General features: G+C 57.8%; 14 protein-coding genes. 8 read left to right on the forward strand and 6 right to left on the reverse strand.

Translation table 11 applies throughout. The features are described 5' to 3' along the window. The first annotated feature begins 182 nt into the window (after positions 1–182). Together NFG58_RS08675 and NFG58_RS08680 are read left to right on the forward strand one after the other, a co-directional pair. A complete protein-coding gene (locus NFG58_RS08675) occupies positions 183–1,457 on the forward strand; it encodes a sugar transferase (RefSeq protein ID WP_348827982.1) in 1,275 nt (424 codons plus the stop codon). A 21-nt stretch (positions 1,458–1,478) separates the two neighbouring features. Beyond that, positions 1,479–2,840: an O-antigen ligase family protein gene (locus tag NFG58_RS08680; RefSeq protein WP_348827983.1), complete on the forward strand. Its 1,362-nt coding sequence runs from the start codon at positions 1,479–1,481 to the stop codon at positions 2,838–2,840. A 4-nt stretch (positions 2,841–2,844) separates the two neighbouring features. Here the strand turns inward: NFG58_RS08680 and NFG58_RS08685 are convergent, their stop codons facing one another. Both NFG58_RS08685 and NFG58_RS08690 read right to left on the reverse strand, forming a co-directional pair. Continuing rightward, positions 2,845–4,149: a PIG-L family deacetylase gene (locus NFG58_RS08685; RefSeq protein ID WP_348827984.1), complete on the reverse strand. Its 1,305-nt coding sequence runs from the start codon at positions 4,147–4,149 to the stop codon at positions 2,845–2,847. Next, a complete protein-coding gene (locus tag NFG58_RS08690; protein WP_348827985.1) occupies positions 4,133–5,320 on the reverse strand; it encodes a glycosyltransferase in 1,188 nt (395 codons plus the stop codon). Before NFG58_RS08690 ends, NFG58_RS08685 begins: the two co-directional genes overlap by 17 nt. Positions 5,321–5,614: 294 nt before the next feature. On the opposite strand from NFG58_RS08690, the gene NFG58_RS08695 reads away from it, so the two are divergent. From NFG58_RS08695 to NFG58_RS08705, 3 genes are all read left to right on the forward strand, one after another. Then, on the forward strand, positions 5,615–6,715 hold the full coding sequence (locus NFG58_RS08695) for a glycosyltransferase (RefSeq protein ID WP_253028604.1): 1,101 nt from the start codon (positions 5,615–5,617) through the stop codon (positions 6,713–6,715). A gap of 123 nt (positions 6,716–6,838) precedes the next feature. Next, positions 6,839–7,861: a UDP-glucose 4-epimerase GalE gene (gene galE / locus NFG58_RS08700; RefSeq protein ID WP_348827986.1), complete on the forward strand. Its 1,023-nt coding sequence runs from the start codon at positions 6,839–6,841 to the stop codon at positions 7,859–7,861. A gap of 189 nt (positions 7,862–8,050) precedes the next feature. Beyond that, positions 8,051–9,154 (forward strand): glycosyltransferase, encoded by a 1,104-nt coding sequence (locus NFG58_RS08705; RefSeq protein ID WP_348827987.1) that lies wholly within the window; start codon positions 8,051–8,053, stop codon positions 9,152–9,154. 98 nt (positions 9,155–9,252) lie between these two features. Here the strand turns inward: NFG58_RS08705 and NFG58_RS08710 are convergent, their stop codons facing one another. Further along, positions 9,253–9,987, reverse strand: a complete 735-nt coding sequence (locus tag NFG58_RS08710) for a lipopolysaccharide kinase InaA family protein (protein WP_253028607.1) — start codon at positions 9,985–9,987, stop codon at positions 9,253–9,255. A gap of 3 nt (positions 9,988–9,990) precedes the next feature. After that, positions 9,991–11,097: a glycosyltransferase gene (locus NFG58_RS08715; RefSeq protein WP_348827989.1), complete on the reverse strand. Its 1,107-nt coding sequence runs from the start codon at positions 11,095–11,097 to the stop codon at positions 9,991–9,993. Positions 11,098–11,292: 195 nt separating this feature from the next. Between NFG58_RS08715 and NFG58_RS08720 the strand changes: the two genes are divergently transcribed. Further along, positions 11,293–12,291: an NAD-dependent epimerase gene (locus NFG58_RS08720; RefSeq protein WP_348827990.1), complete on the forward strand. Its 999-nt coding sequence runs from the start codon at positions 11,293–11,295 to the stop codon at positions 12,289–12,291. A 158-nt stretch (positions 12,292–12,449) separates the two neighbouring features. Next, on the forward strand, positions 12,450–13,793 hold the full coding sequence (locus tag NFG58_RS08725; protein WP_253028610.1) for a UDP-glucose/GDP-mannose dehydrogenase family protein: 1,344 nt from the start codon (positions 12,450–12,452) through the stop codon (positions 13,791–13,793). Between the two features lie 184 nt (positions 13,794–13,977). On the opposite strand, the gene NFG58_RS08730 is transcribed toward NFG58_RS08725, so the two are convergent. Together NFG58_RS08730 and NFG58_RS08735 are read right to left on the reverse strand one after the other, a co-directional pair. After that, positions 13,978–14,781: a lipopolysaccharide biosynthesis protein gene (locus tag NFG58_RS08730; protein ID WP_253028611.1), complete on the reverse strand. Its 804-nt coding sequence runs from the start codon at positions 14,779–14,781 to the stop codon at positions 13,978–13,980. 217 nt (positions 14,782–14,998) lie between these two features. Next, positions 14,999–16,816, reverse strand: coding sequence for an EAL domain-containing protein (locus NFG58_RS08735; RefSeq protein WP_348827991.1), 1,818 nt, complete (start codon positions 16,814–16,816; stop codon positions 14,999–15,001). A 393-nt stretch (positions 16,817–17,209) separates the two neighbouring features. On the opposite strand from NFG58_RS08735, the gene NFG58_RS08740 reads away from it, so the two are divergent. Further along, positions 17,210–17,941 carry a 2OG-Fe dioxygenase family protein gene (locus NFG58_RS08740; RefSeq protein WP_348827992.1) on the forward strand — a complete coding sequence of 244 codons (732 nt, stop codon included), beginning with the start codon at positions 17,210–17,212 and terminating at the stop codon, positions 17,939–17,941. The last annotated feature ends 239 nt before the right edge of the window (positions 17,942–18,180 follow it).

Raw genomic sequence — 18,180 nt, forward strand, 5'->3', positions numbered from 1 at the left:
CACGGACGCGTAAAGCGCGCACGTCCGGGTCTGTCGGGGGGGGGGCGGGGTTAAGCAATCGGTTGACATTGCCCTTGATATTCATGGTGAATGATCATGTGTGCGGATTAAATACTCTTGGTCTATAGATGAATATTCTAAATTTATTTTTTTAAAAAACTGCGTATTGGTAGGGTGAATTTGTGAGTTATACCTATGAGCGTCGCCATTCAAGATGGTATGAGAAGTTTCTATTGGGTGTGCCTTTTCAAATTTTATTTGGGTTGCCTTTTGTGGTAATTTTTCCTTCTTTGGAAAGGTGGGGGTGGGGATTTTGGGACAATCCTAGCGACAACCGTATTAATACCATGTGTGCGATAGCTTTGGCTTTCGTGATAATTACATTTTTCTTGCGTAGGTTCACGAGATTTCCTGGCGTACGTGTGGCTGCTTATGTTGCTCCGACAGTAAGTTTGGCATTTCTTGTAATTGTTGCTATTTTTCTTTTCACGAGGGAGGCTTATACTCGGCAAGTTCTTTTTATGGGATACTTGGCGTGTCTTGTCTGGTTTTTTTCAGGTTACTTTATAGGTCGACGCTATCGACAATTAAAGATTGGAGTCGTCCCCGTCGGCAATGCTTTGGACATGGAGTCGCACTCAAGGATAGAATTGAGACGCCTAATTTCACCAGAGCCAGATGGGGTGCGTTACGATGCGATAGTCGCGGATTTAAGAAGCGATAACTTGGGTGCGAAGTGGGAAAGATTCTTGGCTGAGTGCACACTATGCAGAATTCCTGTATATCATGTAAGGCAAATTCAGGAGTCAATGACTGGAAAGGTAAGGGTCGATCATCTATCCGAAAATGAATTTGGTTCTTTGATGCCTTCTGCCATTTATTCAAGTGTGAAGCGTGTCATTGATTTGCTTGGAGCTTTATTGCTACTTCCTCCCTGTATTCCTATAATGCTGTTCACGGCTGTATTGATCCGAAAAGAAAGTGAAGGACCTGCCATTTTTCGGCAGAAAAGGATGGGTTATAGAGGGGAGGCCTTCGAGGTTTATAAGTTTCGTAGTATGTATGTTGGCAAAGTGGGGAAGGGATTCACTGACGGGGAAGACGATCCCCGCATAACGCGAGTGGGGAAAGTCATTAGAAAGTATAGGATAGACGAACTTCCCCAACTTTTTAATGTCATTAAAGGCGAGATGAGTTTTATTGGCCCTCGGCCAGAGTCGATGGAGCTCTCAGAATGGTACGAAAAAGATGTACCTTTTTTTAGGTATCGGCACGTTGTTCGTCCCGGTATTTCAGGGTGGGCCCAAGTCGAGCAGGGTTATGCTGCAGAAGTTGAAGGTATGATTGAAAAACTTCAATATGACTTTTATTATATAAAGCATTTCTCTCTTTGGTTGGATGTTCTTGTTTTGTTCAAGACCGTGAAGACTGTGTTTACCGGTGACGGCGCAAGATAAAATTAATTTGGTCGATAAGAAATGTTTCAAGAAAAAGATTGTGCTGTTGCTTTCTCTTCCACCTCTACACCGAAATGGATGTATATTTTTTGTCTTGGACTGACGTTCATCTATGGGGGGCTACGTATATGGCTTCCTGATGTTGGCCAGAAGGCAGGAACCGTAATAGCCTTGCTTGCATTGGTCCTGATTCTATGGAAAGGAAAGACGCTTCGAAGCAGTATGGTTTTCTGGTGTCTGCTAGGAGTCCTGATTGCACAACTGTTAAGCTGGGGGGCAGGGTACTATCACCATCCGGACTGGTTACCAGACAACCCCGAGCTGGATCGACTTGGTAAGTGGTTTTTGTTCGTAGGTGTCGCATTCTGGCTTGGTGGTATGCGTAAGCATGTGTGGACAATGTTGCTGCTCTCACTCATAGGATTTATTGCAACTTGCTTTCTTTTTGAAGGTTCGATTGAACAGTGGTTGCGAGGCATCCAGGGGAAGAGAATTGACCTTGATATAAGAAATGCCCAGCATGCCGCCATGTTTTTTGGCGTGGCTGTTATTGGTTTGTTGTGCTTTTCTAAGCGTTGCTTTTCACTTGGCCGTTTATCAGTGTTGATGGTTCCTTTTTGGGTCATTTCATTCGCAGTTTGCCTGCTGGGTGTATTCGTGACTCAGACTCGTGCAGTGTGGCTTTCGCTGACGGTAACCACGTTTCTCGCGATTCTTATATTTTTGATAGTCATATTCAAGGGGGCTGTCTCTAGAAGTATAAAAAGGCAAGGAATCGTTGCACTTGTGTGTATTATCTCTTTACTTGCAACTGCAGGTGCTGTCTTCAACGATACTCTCGAAAGACGTCTTTCGGCCGAAAACTCGGTTATGGCGAATGCTTGGCAAGGCAACTGGGAAGAAGTGCCTTACAGTAGTATTGGTAACCGGCTCCACACGTGGCGGGCTGGCCTCGAGTGGTTTGCGGAACGTCCAATCGTCGGATGGGGAGGTGAGGGCCGAGGCTTGGTGATCGACCATACGGATTGGCTTCCTCAGGCGGTGAAGAACGAGTATGGACATCTCCACAACACGCTACTGGACTTCGTCGTGAGCTACGGCCTGCTGGGGTTGTCAGTCATTATTGTTCTTGTTATATGGACTGGGTTAGGAAGCTGGAAGGCCTGGCGAGCAGGCGTTATGCCGACGGAGGTTTTTGCGTTTGGCTGGGCATTTTTTGTCTACTATTTTATTGTTAGCCTATTTGAATCCTATAGCTTCTTCTGGACAGGGTCCTACATCCAAAATGTCGTGATGGGTGTGGTGGTCACCTTTATCTGGCGCTGGCAGTTGGAAACCGGTAATTCGGTTTTCTCATGTCGAAAGAAGCTGACTGCCTCATAGAGGCTCAGGACTTTTTGCTCTGTTCAATGTGCTGTAGCACGAAATTTTCATGTGCCTTGATATGGGTTTGGAAGTAATCGTGACCGCTGTATTCACTCCAGTCTGCAGAGGGGGTTCCGCTCAGTAACCTCTTAAGCTTTCGTTTCAGTTGTCGCTCAAGCCCTGGCGTGCCTCCAAGATCGTGCATGGAGTGCAGCGCCAGGGTTTTTTGTTTCTGAGCTTCCAAGCTAAGCGGAAAGCTGGCGATCTTGTCGTCTCGAGGTGTTGGTGCGTTGATTTGGGTTGGCCACACTCCCGCAGCGGCGTGGGCGGGTCCCCTCGGGAATCCGCGGGTGCTCTTCAAATGGTTGGCGTAGAGCAGGAGGTGGTCCGGTGCGTGTTCGCTTTGCTCGATGGCTGCCTGCAGGTGGCGGGTGCTGGCGATATGGTCGGCGTGAGGGTCGATGTCTGGATGGGGCGTGATGATGGTTGTTGGTTTGATTTTGTTCAGTAGCGCTGCGAGGTCGCTCTGGAGATTTTCCCCGGTATTTTGCGCTTGCCCGTCGGTGGGGAGAGAAAGTTTGTTCCACCGGCGATAGGCGTCTGGTGTGAGCGTCGGTGCCGAGTGTGAGGGTACGAGGGTGTTTGGCGTTTCATGCAGCGCTGCAAGGGTGTCGTTGAAGTAGCCTAGCATGATGAGTTGCTCTGCCGGCACACCGGCGAGCAGCGGGGTGGTGGCGCTATTCCAGGCGCGAATAAAGCCCTTTCGCTGTGAAGCCTCCTCGAGTGAATCATCGAGCCCTGGCCAATATTGCTTGTCGAGGCGTTTAAGGCGCTCGCCCGCGGTGATGGTGACGATCCAGGTGTTCTTGGGGTGCTGGCTGTAGACACCGAAGGCAGCGAGTTCGGCGTCATCAGGGTGGGGCGCGATGATAAGGATTGGTCCGTTCGCCAGGTCCGGATTGCGAAAGCCGATTAGGGTGGCGTCCGCCTCAAGCGTCAGATGTTTCAGCGTTAGCTGGAGTTGGTCGAGTGACTCTATGCCTGTGAGGTTGATCAAGCGCTTGCCGGTCTCATTGGGCTCGAAGTACTGGGTAAAGCGTTCCGTAGGTTGGCTGTTGCTTCGGTCGATGATTGTGACTGCAGGCAACTTCCAGCGAGACGTTGCCCGGTAGCGTACCTCCAGCATCCAGGTGTTGGGTCGAACGTCGCCCGCGCTCAGTGCAGCGATGGCGGGGTCAGCCAACTGAATGATGCCATTGTGGTCGATGTTGGCCTTGCATTCCCAGTCGGGGGCAAGCGGCAAGTGGTGGTCACGCTGGATGGGCATAAAGGCGTTCCGAAGGGGCTTCTGTCAGTGCCATAAGTTGCGCGATAACGCCTTGCGGTTCAAATGCTTTGATCATCTTATCATCGACGATGACAGGGTCTTGAACGGCTTCCAGAAGCTTTTCAGCAAGGCCAGCATCGCTGGGCTCGGCCAGCAGTCTAGCCTGTGGGCCCGTCAATACCTCTCTGATGCCGCCTGGCACTTTGCAGGCGACGCACTGGGTGCCGAGGGCCAGGGCTTCGATCAAGACGATACCGAGCCCTTCGAAGTCGGAGCTGAGCACCAGGGCGGTTGCGTGTTTCATCCAGGGGTAGGGGTTGTCTCGTTGGCCCAGAAAGTGGACCCGAGCGGCAAGACCGATATCCAGCGTCATTTCTTCCAGGTGGCGACGTTCGGAGCCATCGCCAATGATCACCAGATCGTGGTCGAGGCCTTGATTCACCGCCAGGTGGTAGGCCTTGAGCAGCCGTTGCTGGTTCTTCACTGGAACCAGTCGTGCAACATGTACAAGGTAGGGGCGGGGGATGGCCGGTTCTGCCGTCTCTGTTGCCTTGCGACGTATGGCTTCGATCGGTACCGCGTTGTAGAGAAGTTCACTCCTGCTGACTTTTACCCCTTGGCGATCCAGATAGTCGCCGACTTCCTGTTGCACGCCTCTGGAGACGTGAAGTAGCTGCTTGCCCTGGTACATGGTTCTCGTTAGCCAGCGGCCTTTTGCGGTATTCGGAAATCGCCCTGTCACGGCTTCGACGACGCGCCAGGTGCGTTCGTCATCGAACGCCCAGAGGTTTTCGAAGGCGCCTTGGCCTCGAATGAGGATCAGATCGAAACGACCATGTTGAGCTTCCAGTGCTGCCACATAGTGTTTGAAGGCATTTGAGCAGCGCCTGCCGCGCCAGACGAACCCTGACTGCTTGATAAGGGGAGACAACAGCGCCTTGTCGGCAAGATGAATGAAGCGACCTAGGCCCTGGCGACTCTCGCGGTCTACGTCGTATTGGTGGAGCCGGCAGGTTTCTCTATCGGCTGACGAGACTTCCCCCTTGAGGACCAGCAGATGGGCCTCGTGGCCGGCGCTTTGCAGCGCCTTTGCAAGGGTTCTTGTGGCCTGCTCTATCCCGCCCATGCCCATTCTTCTTAGCACGAGCAATACGCGCTTTTTGTCCTTCATGCTCCCGGTCCCAGCTTTTTCTTTGATTTTTCGTTAGTTTAGCAGGTGATTGGTCGGTGCGAATGGCCGAAATAGCGCAGTTTATGATCCAGCATAGTCGGCCCAGTGGAGAGCGGGCGCCCATGGAGTAAAGGGTAGAGGTGGAGAGGAAGCATCGCCGTTGATGTTTCGAGAGGGGGTGGCTCGAACCTGCATAGCATTATGTGGTCTCATTGTTCACTTTTGCGATCGCAGGACACAAGGGCGCCTATCATGAGAACGCTGGTGGTGGTGAGATCCCTCAAGATGGGCGGGATGGAGCGGGTGGCGGTCAACCTGGCAGATGCCTTTCATGAGGCGGGCTATGAAAGCCATCTGGTATATTTTCGCAAGGTCAAGCGCCCCCTAAGACCAGAGCATTCCGAGGTCAAGGTGCATCACTTGCCGCTGCAACAGCGTAATCGATTGACGCTGGTTGGCTATGGCCTAGAAGTGTTGGCCCGCCTGTTACTCAATCCGCTGATGGGCAGGGCGTTGTTCCTGGGGCTTGGCGTAATGGGCGGCGTCGTGTTTCGGCACTGGTTGAAGCGCTTCGAGCAAGAGCACGGAAGAGTAGACCGTATCGTCTTTCGGGGCATCGGTACCTTCGAGCTGGTCTGGAGCTTTCGCGACAAACGTGCCCGCTACGTGCTCGAAAATATCTTCCACTTCAATGGTGCCAGTCGTCGCAAGGCCCTGTTTGCTCGCTGCCTATACCATCGCCGGGATATCGTGGCAGTGTCTCAGGGGGTGGCCGAAAGCTTGCGCAAGGCGCAGACACTCTGGAAATTTCGCCCACGCTCTCTCACGGTGATTCCCAATCCTTGTCCGCTGCGCTCGATCCGTGAGGCGATGCTGGAAGCCAATGACGCAATACCATCCGAGCCATACCTTTTGAACGTGGCGCGTCTGGTGCCGGCCAAGGGGCACGACCTGCTTCTGCGTGCCTACGCGCGATCCGGTACTAGCTTGCCGCTGGTGCTGGTGGGGGATGGTCAGGAACGAGATAGCCTGGTGGCCTTGGCGAACGAATTAGGCATCGCTGACAAGGTCATCTTCGCCGGTAATCAGCACAACCCGTACCCCTGGATGCGCCACGCTCGGCTGTTTGTGCTCAGCTCGCGTTTCGAAGGCATGGGCATTGTGCTGTTCGAGGCGCTAGCCTGCGGCACGCCAGTATTGTCGGTGGACTGCCCGGGAGGCGTGCGAGAGATTCTCAAGGGTGAACTCGAGACCTGTCTGGTTGAACGTAGCGAGGAAGCCCTCGCTGTCGGAATCACCGCTGCACTCGAAGGGCCCAAGCCTGAAGTGCGTGAGCAATGGCTTGACGACTTCAGACCTGAGCGGGTGGCCCAGGCCTTCGTTATCCGTCGATGAAAGCCCGTTAGTGATGGCCCGTTAGATGGCCTGTGGTTTTAGGCTGGCTGATGTAGGCATCGTGCGCCCATGTTTTGGGGGGCTGTCGAATCGGCGCCAGACTCTCTTAAGGAGACAGATGTCATGAAGGTATTGGTCACCGGTGGAGCAGGCTATATCGGGACCCACACCCTGGTCGAGCTGATCTCCGCCGGGCATGAGGTCGTTGTCTACGATAGCTTCTGCAACAGCTCACCCAGGGCTATTGCAAGGGTTGAAGAGCTGGTCGGGCAGAAGGTGCCTGTGGTCCGTGGGGATATCCGGGATCGCGCCTGTCTGGACAGAGCCTTTGCCGAGCACTCGGCGGAAGCGGTGATCCATTTTGCGGGCCTGAAGGCCGTCGGCGAAAGCTATCGGCAGCCGCTTTCCTACTACGACAGTAACGTGACGGGCACCCAGCGTTTGCTCGAGGCCATGGAGGAGGCTGGGGTCAGATCGATCGTGTTCAGTTCCTCCGCCACGGTTTACGGCGAGGACGCGCCGGTGCCTTACGTCGAGGCCATGGGACGAGGCAGACCTTCCAACCCCTATGGCGCGACCAAGGCCGTGGTGGAGCAGATGATCGAGGATCTGGTCCGGGCCGACGATCGCTGGTCCGCGTCCTTGCTTCGCTACTTCAACCCGATCGGCGCGCATCCCTCCGGGCGTATCGGTGAGGATCCCCAGGGTATCCCCAACAACTTGCTGCCGTTTATCTCCCAGGTGGCGGTGCGGCGTCTGCCGGAGCTGTCCATCTTCGGGGACGACTATCCAACCCGGGACGGCACCTGCGAGCGTGACTATCTGCACGTGGTAGATCTGGCTGTGGGGCACGTCAAGGCGCTGGAGGCGATGAAGGAAATGACATCGTCGGGTGTCGCAACCTATAACCTGGGCACCGGCAGGGGCACGACGGTCCTCGAAATGGTCCGTTCCTTCGAGCAGGTGACGGGGCAGCGGGTACCGTATCGCATCGCTTCACGCCGTGAAGGCGATCTGCCTGCCTTCTGGGCAGACGCCTCGAAGGCAAGATTGGAGCTTGGCTGGAGCGCAGAGAAAACGCTGGAAGACATGATGCGGGATAGCTGGAGTTGGCAGTCGGCAAATCCTGAGGGGTATGGAGGCTAGTTGAGATTTCTATTTTGGCAGGCGTGGCGCATGGCTGTGACTTCCGTCTAATGCTGTAAAAACTGCGCTAGAACGCTTGTTTTGTGTTTAAGCACATCAGTTGCGCACGGTAGGGCCAAGTATCTGTTCTGGTGAACGTAAGAAGCCGCTGATGATAGGGAGTCCATTCCTTGGTCGGATGCTTCCTGCATGCCTTCTCGCAGCGTATTACGCGTTCTTTTTATCGTGGATCATCTGGACTCAGGCGGAGCGCCTGTAGTGGTCAGGGATTTGATCGCAGTCATGGTCAGCGCTGGTGCAGAGGTCACCCTGCTGATCCTGAGTGACCGACAACGTCACCGTCTGCCTGCTGAGGTGCACCTGGTGACGATGCCCTATGTGGTCAAAGGGAACCTCAGCAAATGGATGCGCTATCGGGCCCACGCGAAGATGCTGGATCGCTGGTTGAAGGAGCAAGCTCACGCCTTCGATCTGGTTTATGCGCACCTGCACCACGCCCATCAGGTGGTATCGCGCTCAGGGCTCAGGGACGTCGCCTGGTATTGCCTGCATGCCGACCCGGTGATTGGCTTTCTCGGCAACAAACATGGCTTCTCGCGGTTATTGAAGAAGCGCAAGGTGCGCGCCTTGTACCAGGGCCGCAAGCTGGTCACCGTATCTCAGGCGATGCTGGATCGATTGTGTCTGCACTTTGGTGTGACGCCGTCTCGTGGCGTGGCCATCCATAATCCGGTCGCCATCGACGATATTCGCCGCTTGGCGGGCTGTGACGTCGATGACGTACCTGATGACTACCTACTCTATGTGGGGCGAATGGATATTCGCCAGAAGCGGCTGGACCGACTGCTTGACGCTTATCTAGCCAGTGGCACCGTCCTGCCATTGATCATGGTAGGTGGAGGGGCAGGGCTAGACGAGGTCAGGTCGATGGTAAAAAAGCGCCAGTTGGAGGGGCGAGTCCTGACCCTGGGGCCCCGGGAAAATCCCTATCCGTATATCGATCGGGCGCGAGCGCTGCTCCTGAGTTCCGACTATGAGGGGTTTCCGCTTGTTCTGCTCGAAGCTTTGGTCTGCCAGACCCCCGTTATCAGCGTCGATTGTCCCACCGGCCCGGCAGAGATACTGACCGGTGATTTGGCGTCGTGGCTCGTACCGCTCGACAGCATCGAGGCCTTTGGCGCCTGTATTGCTCGCCTGGTGAAGGACACGCCGCAGATTGATGACACCCAGTGTGAGCACTATCGGCTGGAGAACGTCGTCGAGCGTTACCTGGCGCTGCATGATGACGATTAGCGCACAGCCGCATTTGGGCGGCCCGCTAGCCCAGGAAAGCAGTGCCTACACTGGCTTTGTCAGGGAGAGCTGTCGCCGAGCTCGTGTTGGCTGAAACGCTACCTGCTGTCCTGGCTGAGATCCCCGTCGAACTGATCCAGGTAGTGGTGGAGGCGGGCGGAGACTTCCTTTAGGTTGTCGTGGCCACGCAGTTTGTTGGGTGTCAGCGAGTCTTCCAGCAGGCGCCATCGCTTGGCCGCCTGGCGTGGCAGGGGCCTGACGTGGGCGTCGACCCAGGTGAAGTCACCCTGCTTGTCGATCAGTAGGTTGTTGAAGTGAAGGTCGCGGTGGACAAAGCCTGCCCGGGCCAGTTGGGCCACTTCTTTGCTGAACTTGTCGAGAAAGCTCGTCTGCTGAGGGCGGGGGAGTTGATCAAACACATCGCCCGCCGTTGTCGCACCGCTGACCCGCTCCATCAAAAGAAGTGATGCGTTTCTGTTGAGGGGATTAAGGCTCAAACCCCAGCCGTGGAAACGTGGCGTGCGAAGTCCCGCCCGCTCGAGGATGCGCATGCTGAGGTACTCCTTGCGCGCATCCGACTGGGCCAGCCAGCGTTTTTCGAGATAGTCCCGTGTCAGCCACTTGAAGGGCTCGAGCGTCTTCGAGAACTTGTCCGGCACCACCTTGGCCAGAATCCTGCCGTCCTGGGAGACAAAAAAGCGGCTGGAGCCCACCGCCTCGAAGGCGGCGGTGGTCGTGGTCTGAGACAGCGCAAGACGCTCCGGCAGGTCGCGGGTGTGGAACATCAGGTAGCGTCGGCGCCGGTCGTTGAAGGGAATATCCAGAAGCTGCATGGTTCAGGCTGACCCTGACTGCAGGGCTTCGAACTTCGGCAGCACGTTTTGTGTGAGAAACTGCTGGTAGTGCCGCGGTTCGATGGTGACGGGCGCCTCGGCCATGCGCGCCATGGCGCTGGCAAGCCCTGCCTCGTCGTTGCGTGCCACCAGAAAGTCCTTAAGCTCCTGGGTCAGGATCTCCTTCGGGCCACTCGGGCAGTCGACGCTGATCACCGGGGTGTGCAGCAGCAGCGCCTCGATCAGTACTCGCGGCAGGCCTTCTGCGTCCGAGGTCAGTACCATGGCCAGGGCGTCTTGTATGTAGGGGTAGGGGTTGGCGGTATAGCCAAGCCAGTGGATGTGATCATCGAGCCCCAGCTCGCCGATCATGTCCCTTAGTCGTTGTTCATTCTCTGGCTTGCCTTTGCCCAGCAGCACCAAGGGTATATCGAGACCATGCTCGTCCCGGGCCTGGCGATAGGCCTGCAGTAGGCGGTCCTGGCGTTTGCGCGGCTCGATGGCGGCAACCGACAACAGGTAGCGGCCTTTTTCGACCCCTGGTGGCAGGCTCAGAGGCTCATCTGCCATTGCGACAAAGGGCTCCCGCTCGTAGGGATTGTAGATCGGGATGATCGTCTCGGCTTCAAGTCCCACCACCTGCTCTAGGTTTTCCTTGACGCCCTCGGACACCGCGATCACCTTGCGCCCGCCGTAGAAGCGGCGCACCTTGGCAAAGGCCTTGTCCCGGGCGGCCGGGTCACTGAACTTGGCGCTGACGTCGGACTTGATCCAGAAGTAGAGGTTGGGCCAGTCCAGGTGCCGGGTGATCTTGTCGCAGGAGCAGGAGATCACCACCTCTGGCCGCCAGGTTTTAAGGGCCTTCTGGACCTTGCGGGCCTGCCACTTTTCGGTCAGTACCGTGGAGGTCGCCTTGGTCAGGCGCGTGACCACCGCCAGGTTCTCGATATCGAGGCCATCAGGAAGGCGGTGCTCTACCTTGTCGCGCAGGGTGAAGACCTTGACGGCGTGACCACGCTGGCGCAACTGATCCGCCGTGTACAAAAGCGACTTCTGGGCGCCGCCCCCGTAGAGGTCTTCGATGACAAAGGCGATTCGCTGATGGTTCACGGTGGCTCCGGTTGAGAATCAGTGGCGGCTGCGGACACCAAAGTTTACCACAGAGCCTTGGTTGGTCTCTTTGCACCTAGAATCTGTTTGCTGCTCAAGTCGCCGGCTCGTACGCTGCGAAGGTTCGTCAAGTGGGCTTTCCTAATTTCAGTGGTATCGCGTTACAATTGGCCCAGTTTTGGAACAGGTGTACATATGAAGATTCTGATTACCGGGATGGCGGGTTTTATCGGTCACGCGGTTGCCAAGCGGTTGAGTGGTCAGGGGCACGAACTGGTCGGTGTCGACAACTTGAATGACTACTACGATGTGGCCTTGAAGGAGGCGCGCCTTGCCGATCTCAAGGGGTGTGAGGACGTCCGCTTCGAGCGTCTGGATATCGCTGATCGTGAGCACGTGGAGCGCCTGTTCAAAGAGGAGGGCTTTGACAGGGTTATCCATTTGGCGGCGCAGGCTGGCGTGCGTTATTCGCTCGAGAACCCTCACGCCTACGCGGATGCCAATCTGGTGGGGCACCTCAATATTCTTGAGGGCTGCCGTCACGGTCGGGTGGAGCACCTGGTCTATGCCTCGTCCAGTTCGGTCTACGGGTCCAACGACAAGGTGCCCTTCGCCACCGACGATGACGTCGACCACCCCATCAGTCTCTATGCGGCCACCAAGAAGGCCAACGAGCTGATGGCCCATACCTACTCCCACCTGTATGACCTGCCCACCACGGGGCTCAGGTTCTTTACCGTCTATGGCCCCTGGGGGCGTCCTGACATGGCGCTGTTCAAGTTTACACGAGCAGTGCTGGAAGGCCGGCCCATGGACGTCTACAACCATGGCGACATGTCCCGGGACTTCACCTACATCGACGATATCGTCGAGGGCGTCGTACGCGTGCTGGACGTGGTACCGACTCCTCGGGGCAGTACCGAGGTCACCACCGATACGGCCTCTGCTCCCTACGCGCTCTACAACATCGGCTGTGGTAGCCCGGTGTCGCTAATGGACTTCGTTCGTGCCATCGAGAAGGCGGTGGGGCGAGAGGCGATCTGCCACTACAAGGACATGCAGCCGGGTGATGTGCCGCGCACCTGGGCGGACACCGAAGCACTGTATCAGGCAACCGGGTATCGCCCGCAGATGCCGGTGGAAGAGGGCGTCAAGCGCTTTGTCGACTGGTATCGCCGGTTCTACGCGGTGTAAGCCATGTGTCAGCCAAGGGGCGACAAAGGGCGATAGGTTGTGCCTGCGGGCTTCTCTCGCTATCCCATTTGACCCAGGCGAAGAAACGGCTGTGCCATTTGCAGGGCGGGATTGTTATCCTTTGCCGATCAAAAATTTCATTGAGTGAGTGACAAGGGATGAAGATCACCATTTTTGGCACCGGCTACGTGGGGCTCGTCACCGGGACCTGCCTGGCGGACGTCGGTCACGATGTCATCTGCATGGACGTGGATGAGAACAAGATTGCACGCCTCGAAGCCGGGGAGATCCCGATCTTCGAGCCGGGCCTTGAGCCCATGGTCAAGGCCAACGTGTCGGCTGGGCGGCTCAAGTTCACTACCGATGCCGCCAAGGCGGTCAACCATGGTGTGTTGCAGTTTATTGCTGTGGGCACGCCGCCGGATGAAGACGGCAGCGCGGATCTGCAGTACGTGCTGGCGGTGGCCAAGGCCATCGGCGAGCACATGCAGGACGACAAGGTGGTGGTCGACAAGTCCACCGTGCCGGTGGGCACCGCCGATCGGGTCAAAGCGATGGTGGAGTCCCAGCTCGAGCAGCGCGGTGTCAGCCTGAACGTTGACGTCTGCTCCAACCCTGAGTTTCTCAAGGAAGGCGCGGCCATCGAGGACTTTGCCCACGGTGCGCGCATCGTGGTCGGTACCGACTCCGACAAGGTCAAGCAGCTGATGCGGGAGTGCTACGCGCCCTACATCCGTCTGCAGGAAAAGCTGATGTTCATGGACGTGCGGGCGGCGGAGCTGACCAAGTACGCCGCCAACGCCATGCTTGCCACCAAGATCAGCTTCATGAATGAGATCGCGAACCTGGCCGAGCGCCTCGGCGCCGACGTGGAGCAGGTGCGTCGCGGCATCGGCAGTGATCCGCGGATCGGCTACCACTTCATCTACCCGGGCTGTGGCTACGGCGGTTCCTGCTTTCCCAAGGACGTCCAGGCGCTGGCGCGCACCGCCCGCGAGGTGGATTACGAAGCCGAACTGCTGGGGGCGGTGGAAGCGGTAAACCAGCGCCAGAAGCAGACGTTGTTCGCCAAGCTGGCCAGCGCCTTCGACGGCGACCTCAAGGGCCGCACCATCGCCATCTGGGGGCTGTCGTTCAAGCCCAACACCGATGATATGCGTGACGCCCCCAGCCGTACCCTGATGGAGGCCCTGTGGGAGGCTGGCGCCAGGGTCCAGGCCTATGATCCTGAGGCCATGGGCGAGACCCGACGCATTTACGGCGAGCGTGATGACCTGATGTTGGCGGGGGATCGCATCCAGGCGGTCAAGGGCGCCGACGCCCTGGTGATCTGCACCGAGTGGAAGGAGTTCCGCTCGCTGGACTTCCCCTGGCTCAAGGAGCAACTGTCGATGCCGGTGGTGGTGGATGGCCGTAACCTCTACGACCCCGAAAGCGTGCGTCGTGCAGGGCTGATGTACTACGCCGTCGGTCGTGGTGATTCGCTTGAGGGCGTTGCGTAAAGAACGCTGAAGGAGAAGGGGCTATCTGGAAGGCGTTTTAACAGACAGCGCGTGAGCCGCATTGCCTGCTAGCTCTAATAAAGATAGCCGTAAAGAGAAGCGCCCCGAAGGCCTTGGCCTTCGGGGCGTTTTGTTATTGGCGCTGGTGTCCCGCTGGTGTCCGCCTGGCGGGAGCGAAAGGCCCTTAGTCCTTGCGGGCTGACGCCTTGCGCACCGTGCCGGCGAATTCGGCCAGGAAGGCGGCCATCACCGCCAGCATGCCGCCCAGCACGATGGCGAGAGCCATGATCAGAGCCTTGCTGGTGCCCACCGGTTCGCGACTCTGGGATGCCACGCGCTGAATGTTGCCTTCGGCGAGGTAAGCCAGCTTCTCTTCGATGTCGACCACATTTCCGGTGTAGGTGGCCACCAGCTCCGCAGCGCTCTCGGAGGAAGACTGCTTGGCGGCCTCGAGGCTCTCGTTGGCGCTGGCGAGCTGCTGCTCCAGTGTCTCGCGACGCTTGGCGAGAAGTTCATCCTGGTCAGCTTTAACTGTGTCCAGAAGCGTTTGGTGGTACTCCTGGACTAGGTCGGCATGGTCTTCGTCAGCCTCGGAGGACAGGGTCAGGAAGGCAACGTTCTCGGGCGCCTTGGCGGTGGTCTCGAAGCCCAGCCTGTCGAGGGATTTTTCTTCGAGTACTTGGCTGGAGACCGCATCGAAGTAGTAGTTGTCGATCTTGGCGACCACGCTCTCCGGGGTTTCCAGTACGCCGACACCGGCGCCACCGCTGGGCTCGCGTTCAGCCACGTTGTAGATCGATACGTAGCGGTAGCTATCAGTCATGGTCAGGGCAAAGGCAAGTGCCAGCAGCACGATGACCACAAACACCCCAGCCATCATCTTCCAGCGCCTGACCAGGATCAGGGTGATATCGACCAGCGATATCTCGTCATCCGCCGGTGGCCTTGGATAGTAGTGCTCCGGAGGTTGGGTGGGGGTGTTTGCCATTGCAGTGAGGTCCTTGCTCGCGCTTCGCCGTGTCCGAGGAGTCGGTGGCGGAGTGTTCAATGTTATGTAGAAAGTCGATGGCACAATTCATTGCGAGGTGCCTTGCAGAGGATACAGAAGCCGCTGTATCGCGCAAGCGCCTGCGTGCAAGATGAGGCTATGAAAGGGCTGGTGCGCAATGGTTGGTGCGAAGAGGGGCATCCTGATGAGGGCGCGCCTAGTGACTCATTTTGCCTGTTGGTAAAAGGACTGACTTGTCGGCACGCAACAGTCTCGCTGCCAGATCGGCATCCATGGGGCGGTGGTAGTAGAAGCCCTGGAGCAGGTCGCAGCGCATTTCCTGCAGTAGCGCCTGCTGCTCGTCGGTTTCCACGCCTTCGGCGACGACCTCGAGGCCGAGGCGGTGGCCAAGAAAGATGCTGGCTTCCATGATCGCCCTGTCCCTGGGGTCCTGGGTGCACTCGGCGATGAAGGTGCGGTCGATCTTGAGCGCGGTGATCGGCAGCACCTTGAGGTAGCTCATCGATGAGAAGCCGGTACCGAAGTCGTCGATGGCGATCTTGTAACCCTGGTCATAGAGTCTGCGCAGGCTGTCCAGCACGTCCTGGCCGGCCTCGATCAGCACATTCTCGGTGAGCTCGATGCCGATCTCGCGAGGCCCCAGGCCGTATGACGCGACGCAGGAGGCGAAGGCCTCGAACATGCCGGGCATCACCGCGTGGCGTCCGGAGACATTGACGTCCACGCGCACTTGGCGGCTGCCCTCGGCGCGCCATTGGCACTGCTGCTCGCACACCTTGTGCAGCACCCAGGTCTCCAGGCGTTTGATCAGTTCGCTGCGTTCGGCCACCGGGATGAACTCTACGGGGGAGATGGCTTCACCGTCTCGGGTCGTCCAGCGTAGTAGCGCCTCGAGGGAGTCGATATGCCCGCTGGCGGCAGCCACCTGGGGTTGGTAGACCAGGCCCAGCTCGCCGCCGCCGTCCTGATCGAGCAGGCGTTGCAGGCGTTCGGCGATGGTGTGCTGGCGCACCATCGCCGCGTGGGCCTCGGGGCTGAAGAACTGATAGGTGTTGCGGCCGGTGAGCTTGGCCCGGGTCTTGGCGGCGTCAGCACTGCCCACCAGTTCCTGCACCTCGCTGCCATTGTCGGGAAAGGTGCTGATGCCGATCGAGGCGTGTATTCTCAGCTCGCGGCCGTCCACCCGCATCGGGCGGGAGAGGCTTTCCAGCAGGCGCTCTGCCACCTGTATGGCGTCGGTGGCCATGTCCACCTGGGGCAGGGCCAGCACGAAATCATCGGTACCGAAGCGGCAGAGCAGGTCATCGCTGCGCCGGAAGGCCTGCAGGCGATTGGCCGCCTGACGGATGACCTTGTCGCCGCAGTCGTAGCCATGGGTGTCGTTGATCTCGTTGAAGTGGTCGAGGTCGACAAACAGGATCAACAGGCTGTCGTTGTGGCGCCGACATTCTGCCAGGGTCCGCTTGAGCTCGATTTCGAAGGCGTGGCGGTTGGGCAGGCCGGTCAGGCGGTCGAAGCGCGTCATGTAGTCCAGATCACGACGCGCCTTGCGCTCACCCGCCAGGTCGATGTCGATACAGAACATCAGCGGATTGTCGGTTTCCCGGCCCAGCATCACGTGGTGGGAGAAGACCGGTACGCTGGCGCCGGAACGGTGCTTGAGCTCGAGCTCTTCGGCGGGGATCTCCACGCCGCGGTGGACCCACGCCTGGTGAGCATCGATCACCGCGTCGACCATGGCCTCGGGTATCAACAGCTGTTCCAGACGCTTGCCCAGGGCTTCCTGCTCGCTGTAGCCATACAGCGCCTGACTGGCGCCATTCCAGTAGATGACGCGCCTGTCCCTGTCATACCCCTGCACCGCGACGCGTGAAAGGCTCATCAGCAGTTCACGAAAGCGCCAGTCGCTGAGCGTCAGGGACGGCAGCGGGAGGGCGTTCTCTGCGCCGCTGCCGGCATCGGCAGCGGTCGAGCGTGGTGTGTGGAATCTGTCACCGATGTGCAATGGCGTCATTTCCTGAGCAGGGGCAGCGAGGTGTGCCAGAGGGTGTGCCCGAACAAAAGTAACGAATCCGCATATATCGGCAGTGTCGTACAAATTGTCGCTAGCAGCGAGTACCAAACGACGGAATGAGTTTTTCCATTATCGGAATAAACGTCGCAGATACTCTCTTTTGGCAGCAAGTTGGTCAACGAAGTTTCTTCGTTCGCGGTATTTGACCGCTGTGTGGGCGCTCCACATGATCCTCGGTGTTGCATATGCAACATCCATGAAGTGCACATGTTTGTGCACAAAACCGAGGTTAATGACATGAAAATAGCGCAGAAAGTCGCACAAGGTCGGCATCTTGCCGCCATCGAGACGATCAACGTTGGGCTCCGGATTCCTGAATCCGGGTACTGGGATTTGTCGGTCCTTGAGGAGGTCGCCTCTCAGTCCTGGAGCAAGACGCGCCTGGCGCATATTGATCTGTCCGCCTGGCAGTCATTTCTCGGCGACCTGCCGCGGGACCCCTACGTCAATCGCCGCTGGAAGCGCATGTCCTGGCTGCACCTGAACGACGAGGGTGAGGTTGAAACCCTGAGCGAGTGTCCCATGGCCCAGGGCGGGCGCTTCAATGACGCCGCCAGCATGGCGGATCGGCTGCGCTACTACGAGCCGCTGTTGCCCGAGTTTACCGAGCGCGAGGACGTCAAGGCGTTCGTCAAGGCCTGGGCGGAGCTATGGGGGCTCGAGCGCCGCGCGCCCATTCTGATGCAGATCACCGGTGTACGTGGTGACGGCACCATGGATCCGTTGCAGGGGCAGGGTATCCACGCCGATGGCTGCAAGTACCTAAGTATCGTGGTGCTTAATCGCGACAACGTCAGTGGAGCGGTGAACACCCTGTATCGGGACAAGGCCGGCCGGCAGGAAGTCGGCCGGGTGACGCTGGCGCCGGGGGAGGTGCTGCACCTGCGTGACGATCGGCTGTTCCATAGCGTCGATGCGATCACCCAGTGCGAGCCAAGCGCCCCTTTCGAGCGCTTTATCATCATCATCAACGCCTGCTTCGTGGACGAGTTCCAGAATCGCATGTTGCGCCGCCACTTCCCCCAGGCGGTGTTGAACGAAGCGATACTGGAGAGCGCCAGCTGAAGGCCGGCGTCCACCAGGCAAGGTGGTGGCGTCGGTGGCGTTTCACCGACCTTTAGGGTCCGTGGCGAGGTCCGGGTCGAGGAGCCGGGCCAGCCGCTTGCTATGCAGGCATGCGATAGGGCCTACGGCGCTTACATCAACCCAGCATTACCGCCAGGCGACCTCGGTCGCCTGGCGGTACTTTTTATTGAGACATTCTCTGCTATTGAGACCTCGCCTGCCGTTAATATCCTGTCTGC

Source organism: Halomonas sp. RT37 (assembly GCF_040070525.1).
Taxonomy (GTDB): domain Bacteria; phylum Pseudomonadota; class Gammaproteobacteria; order Pseudomonadales; family Halomonadaceae; genus Halomonas; species Halomonas litopenaei.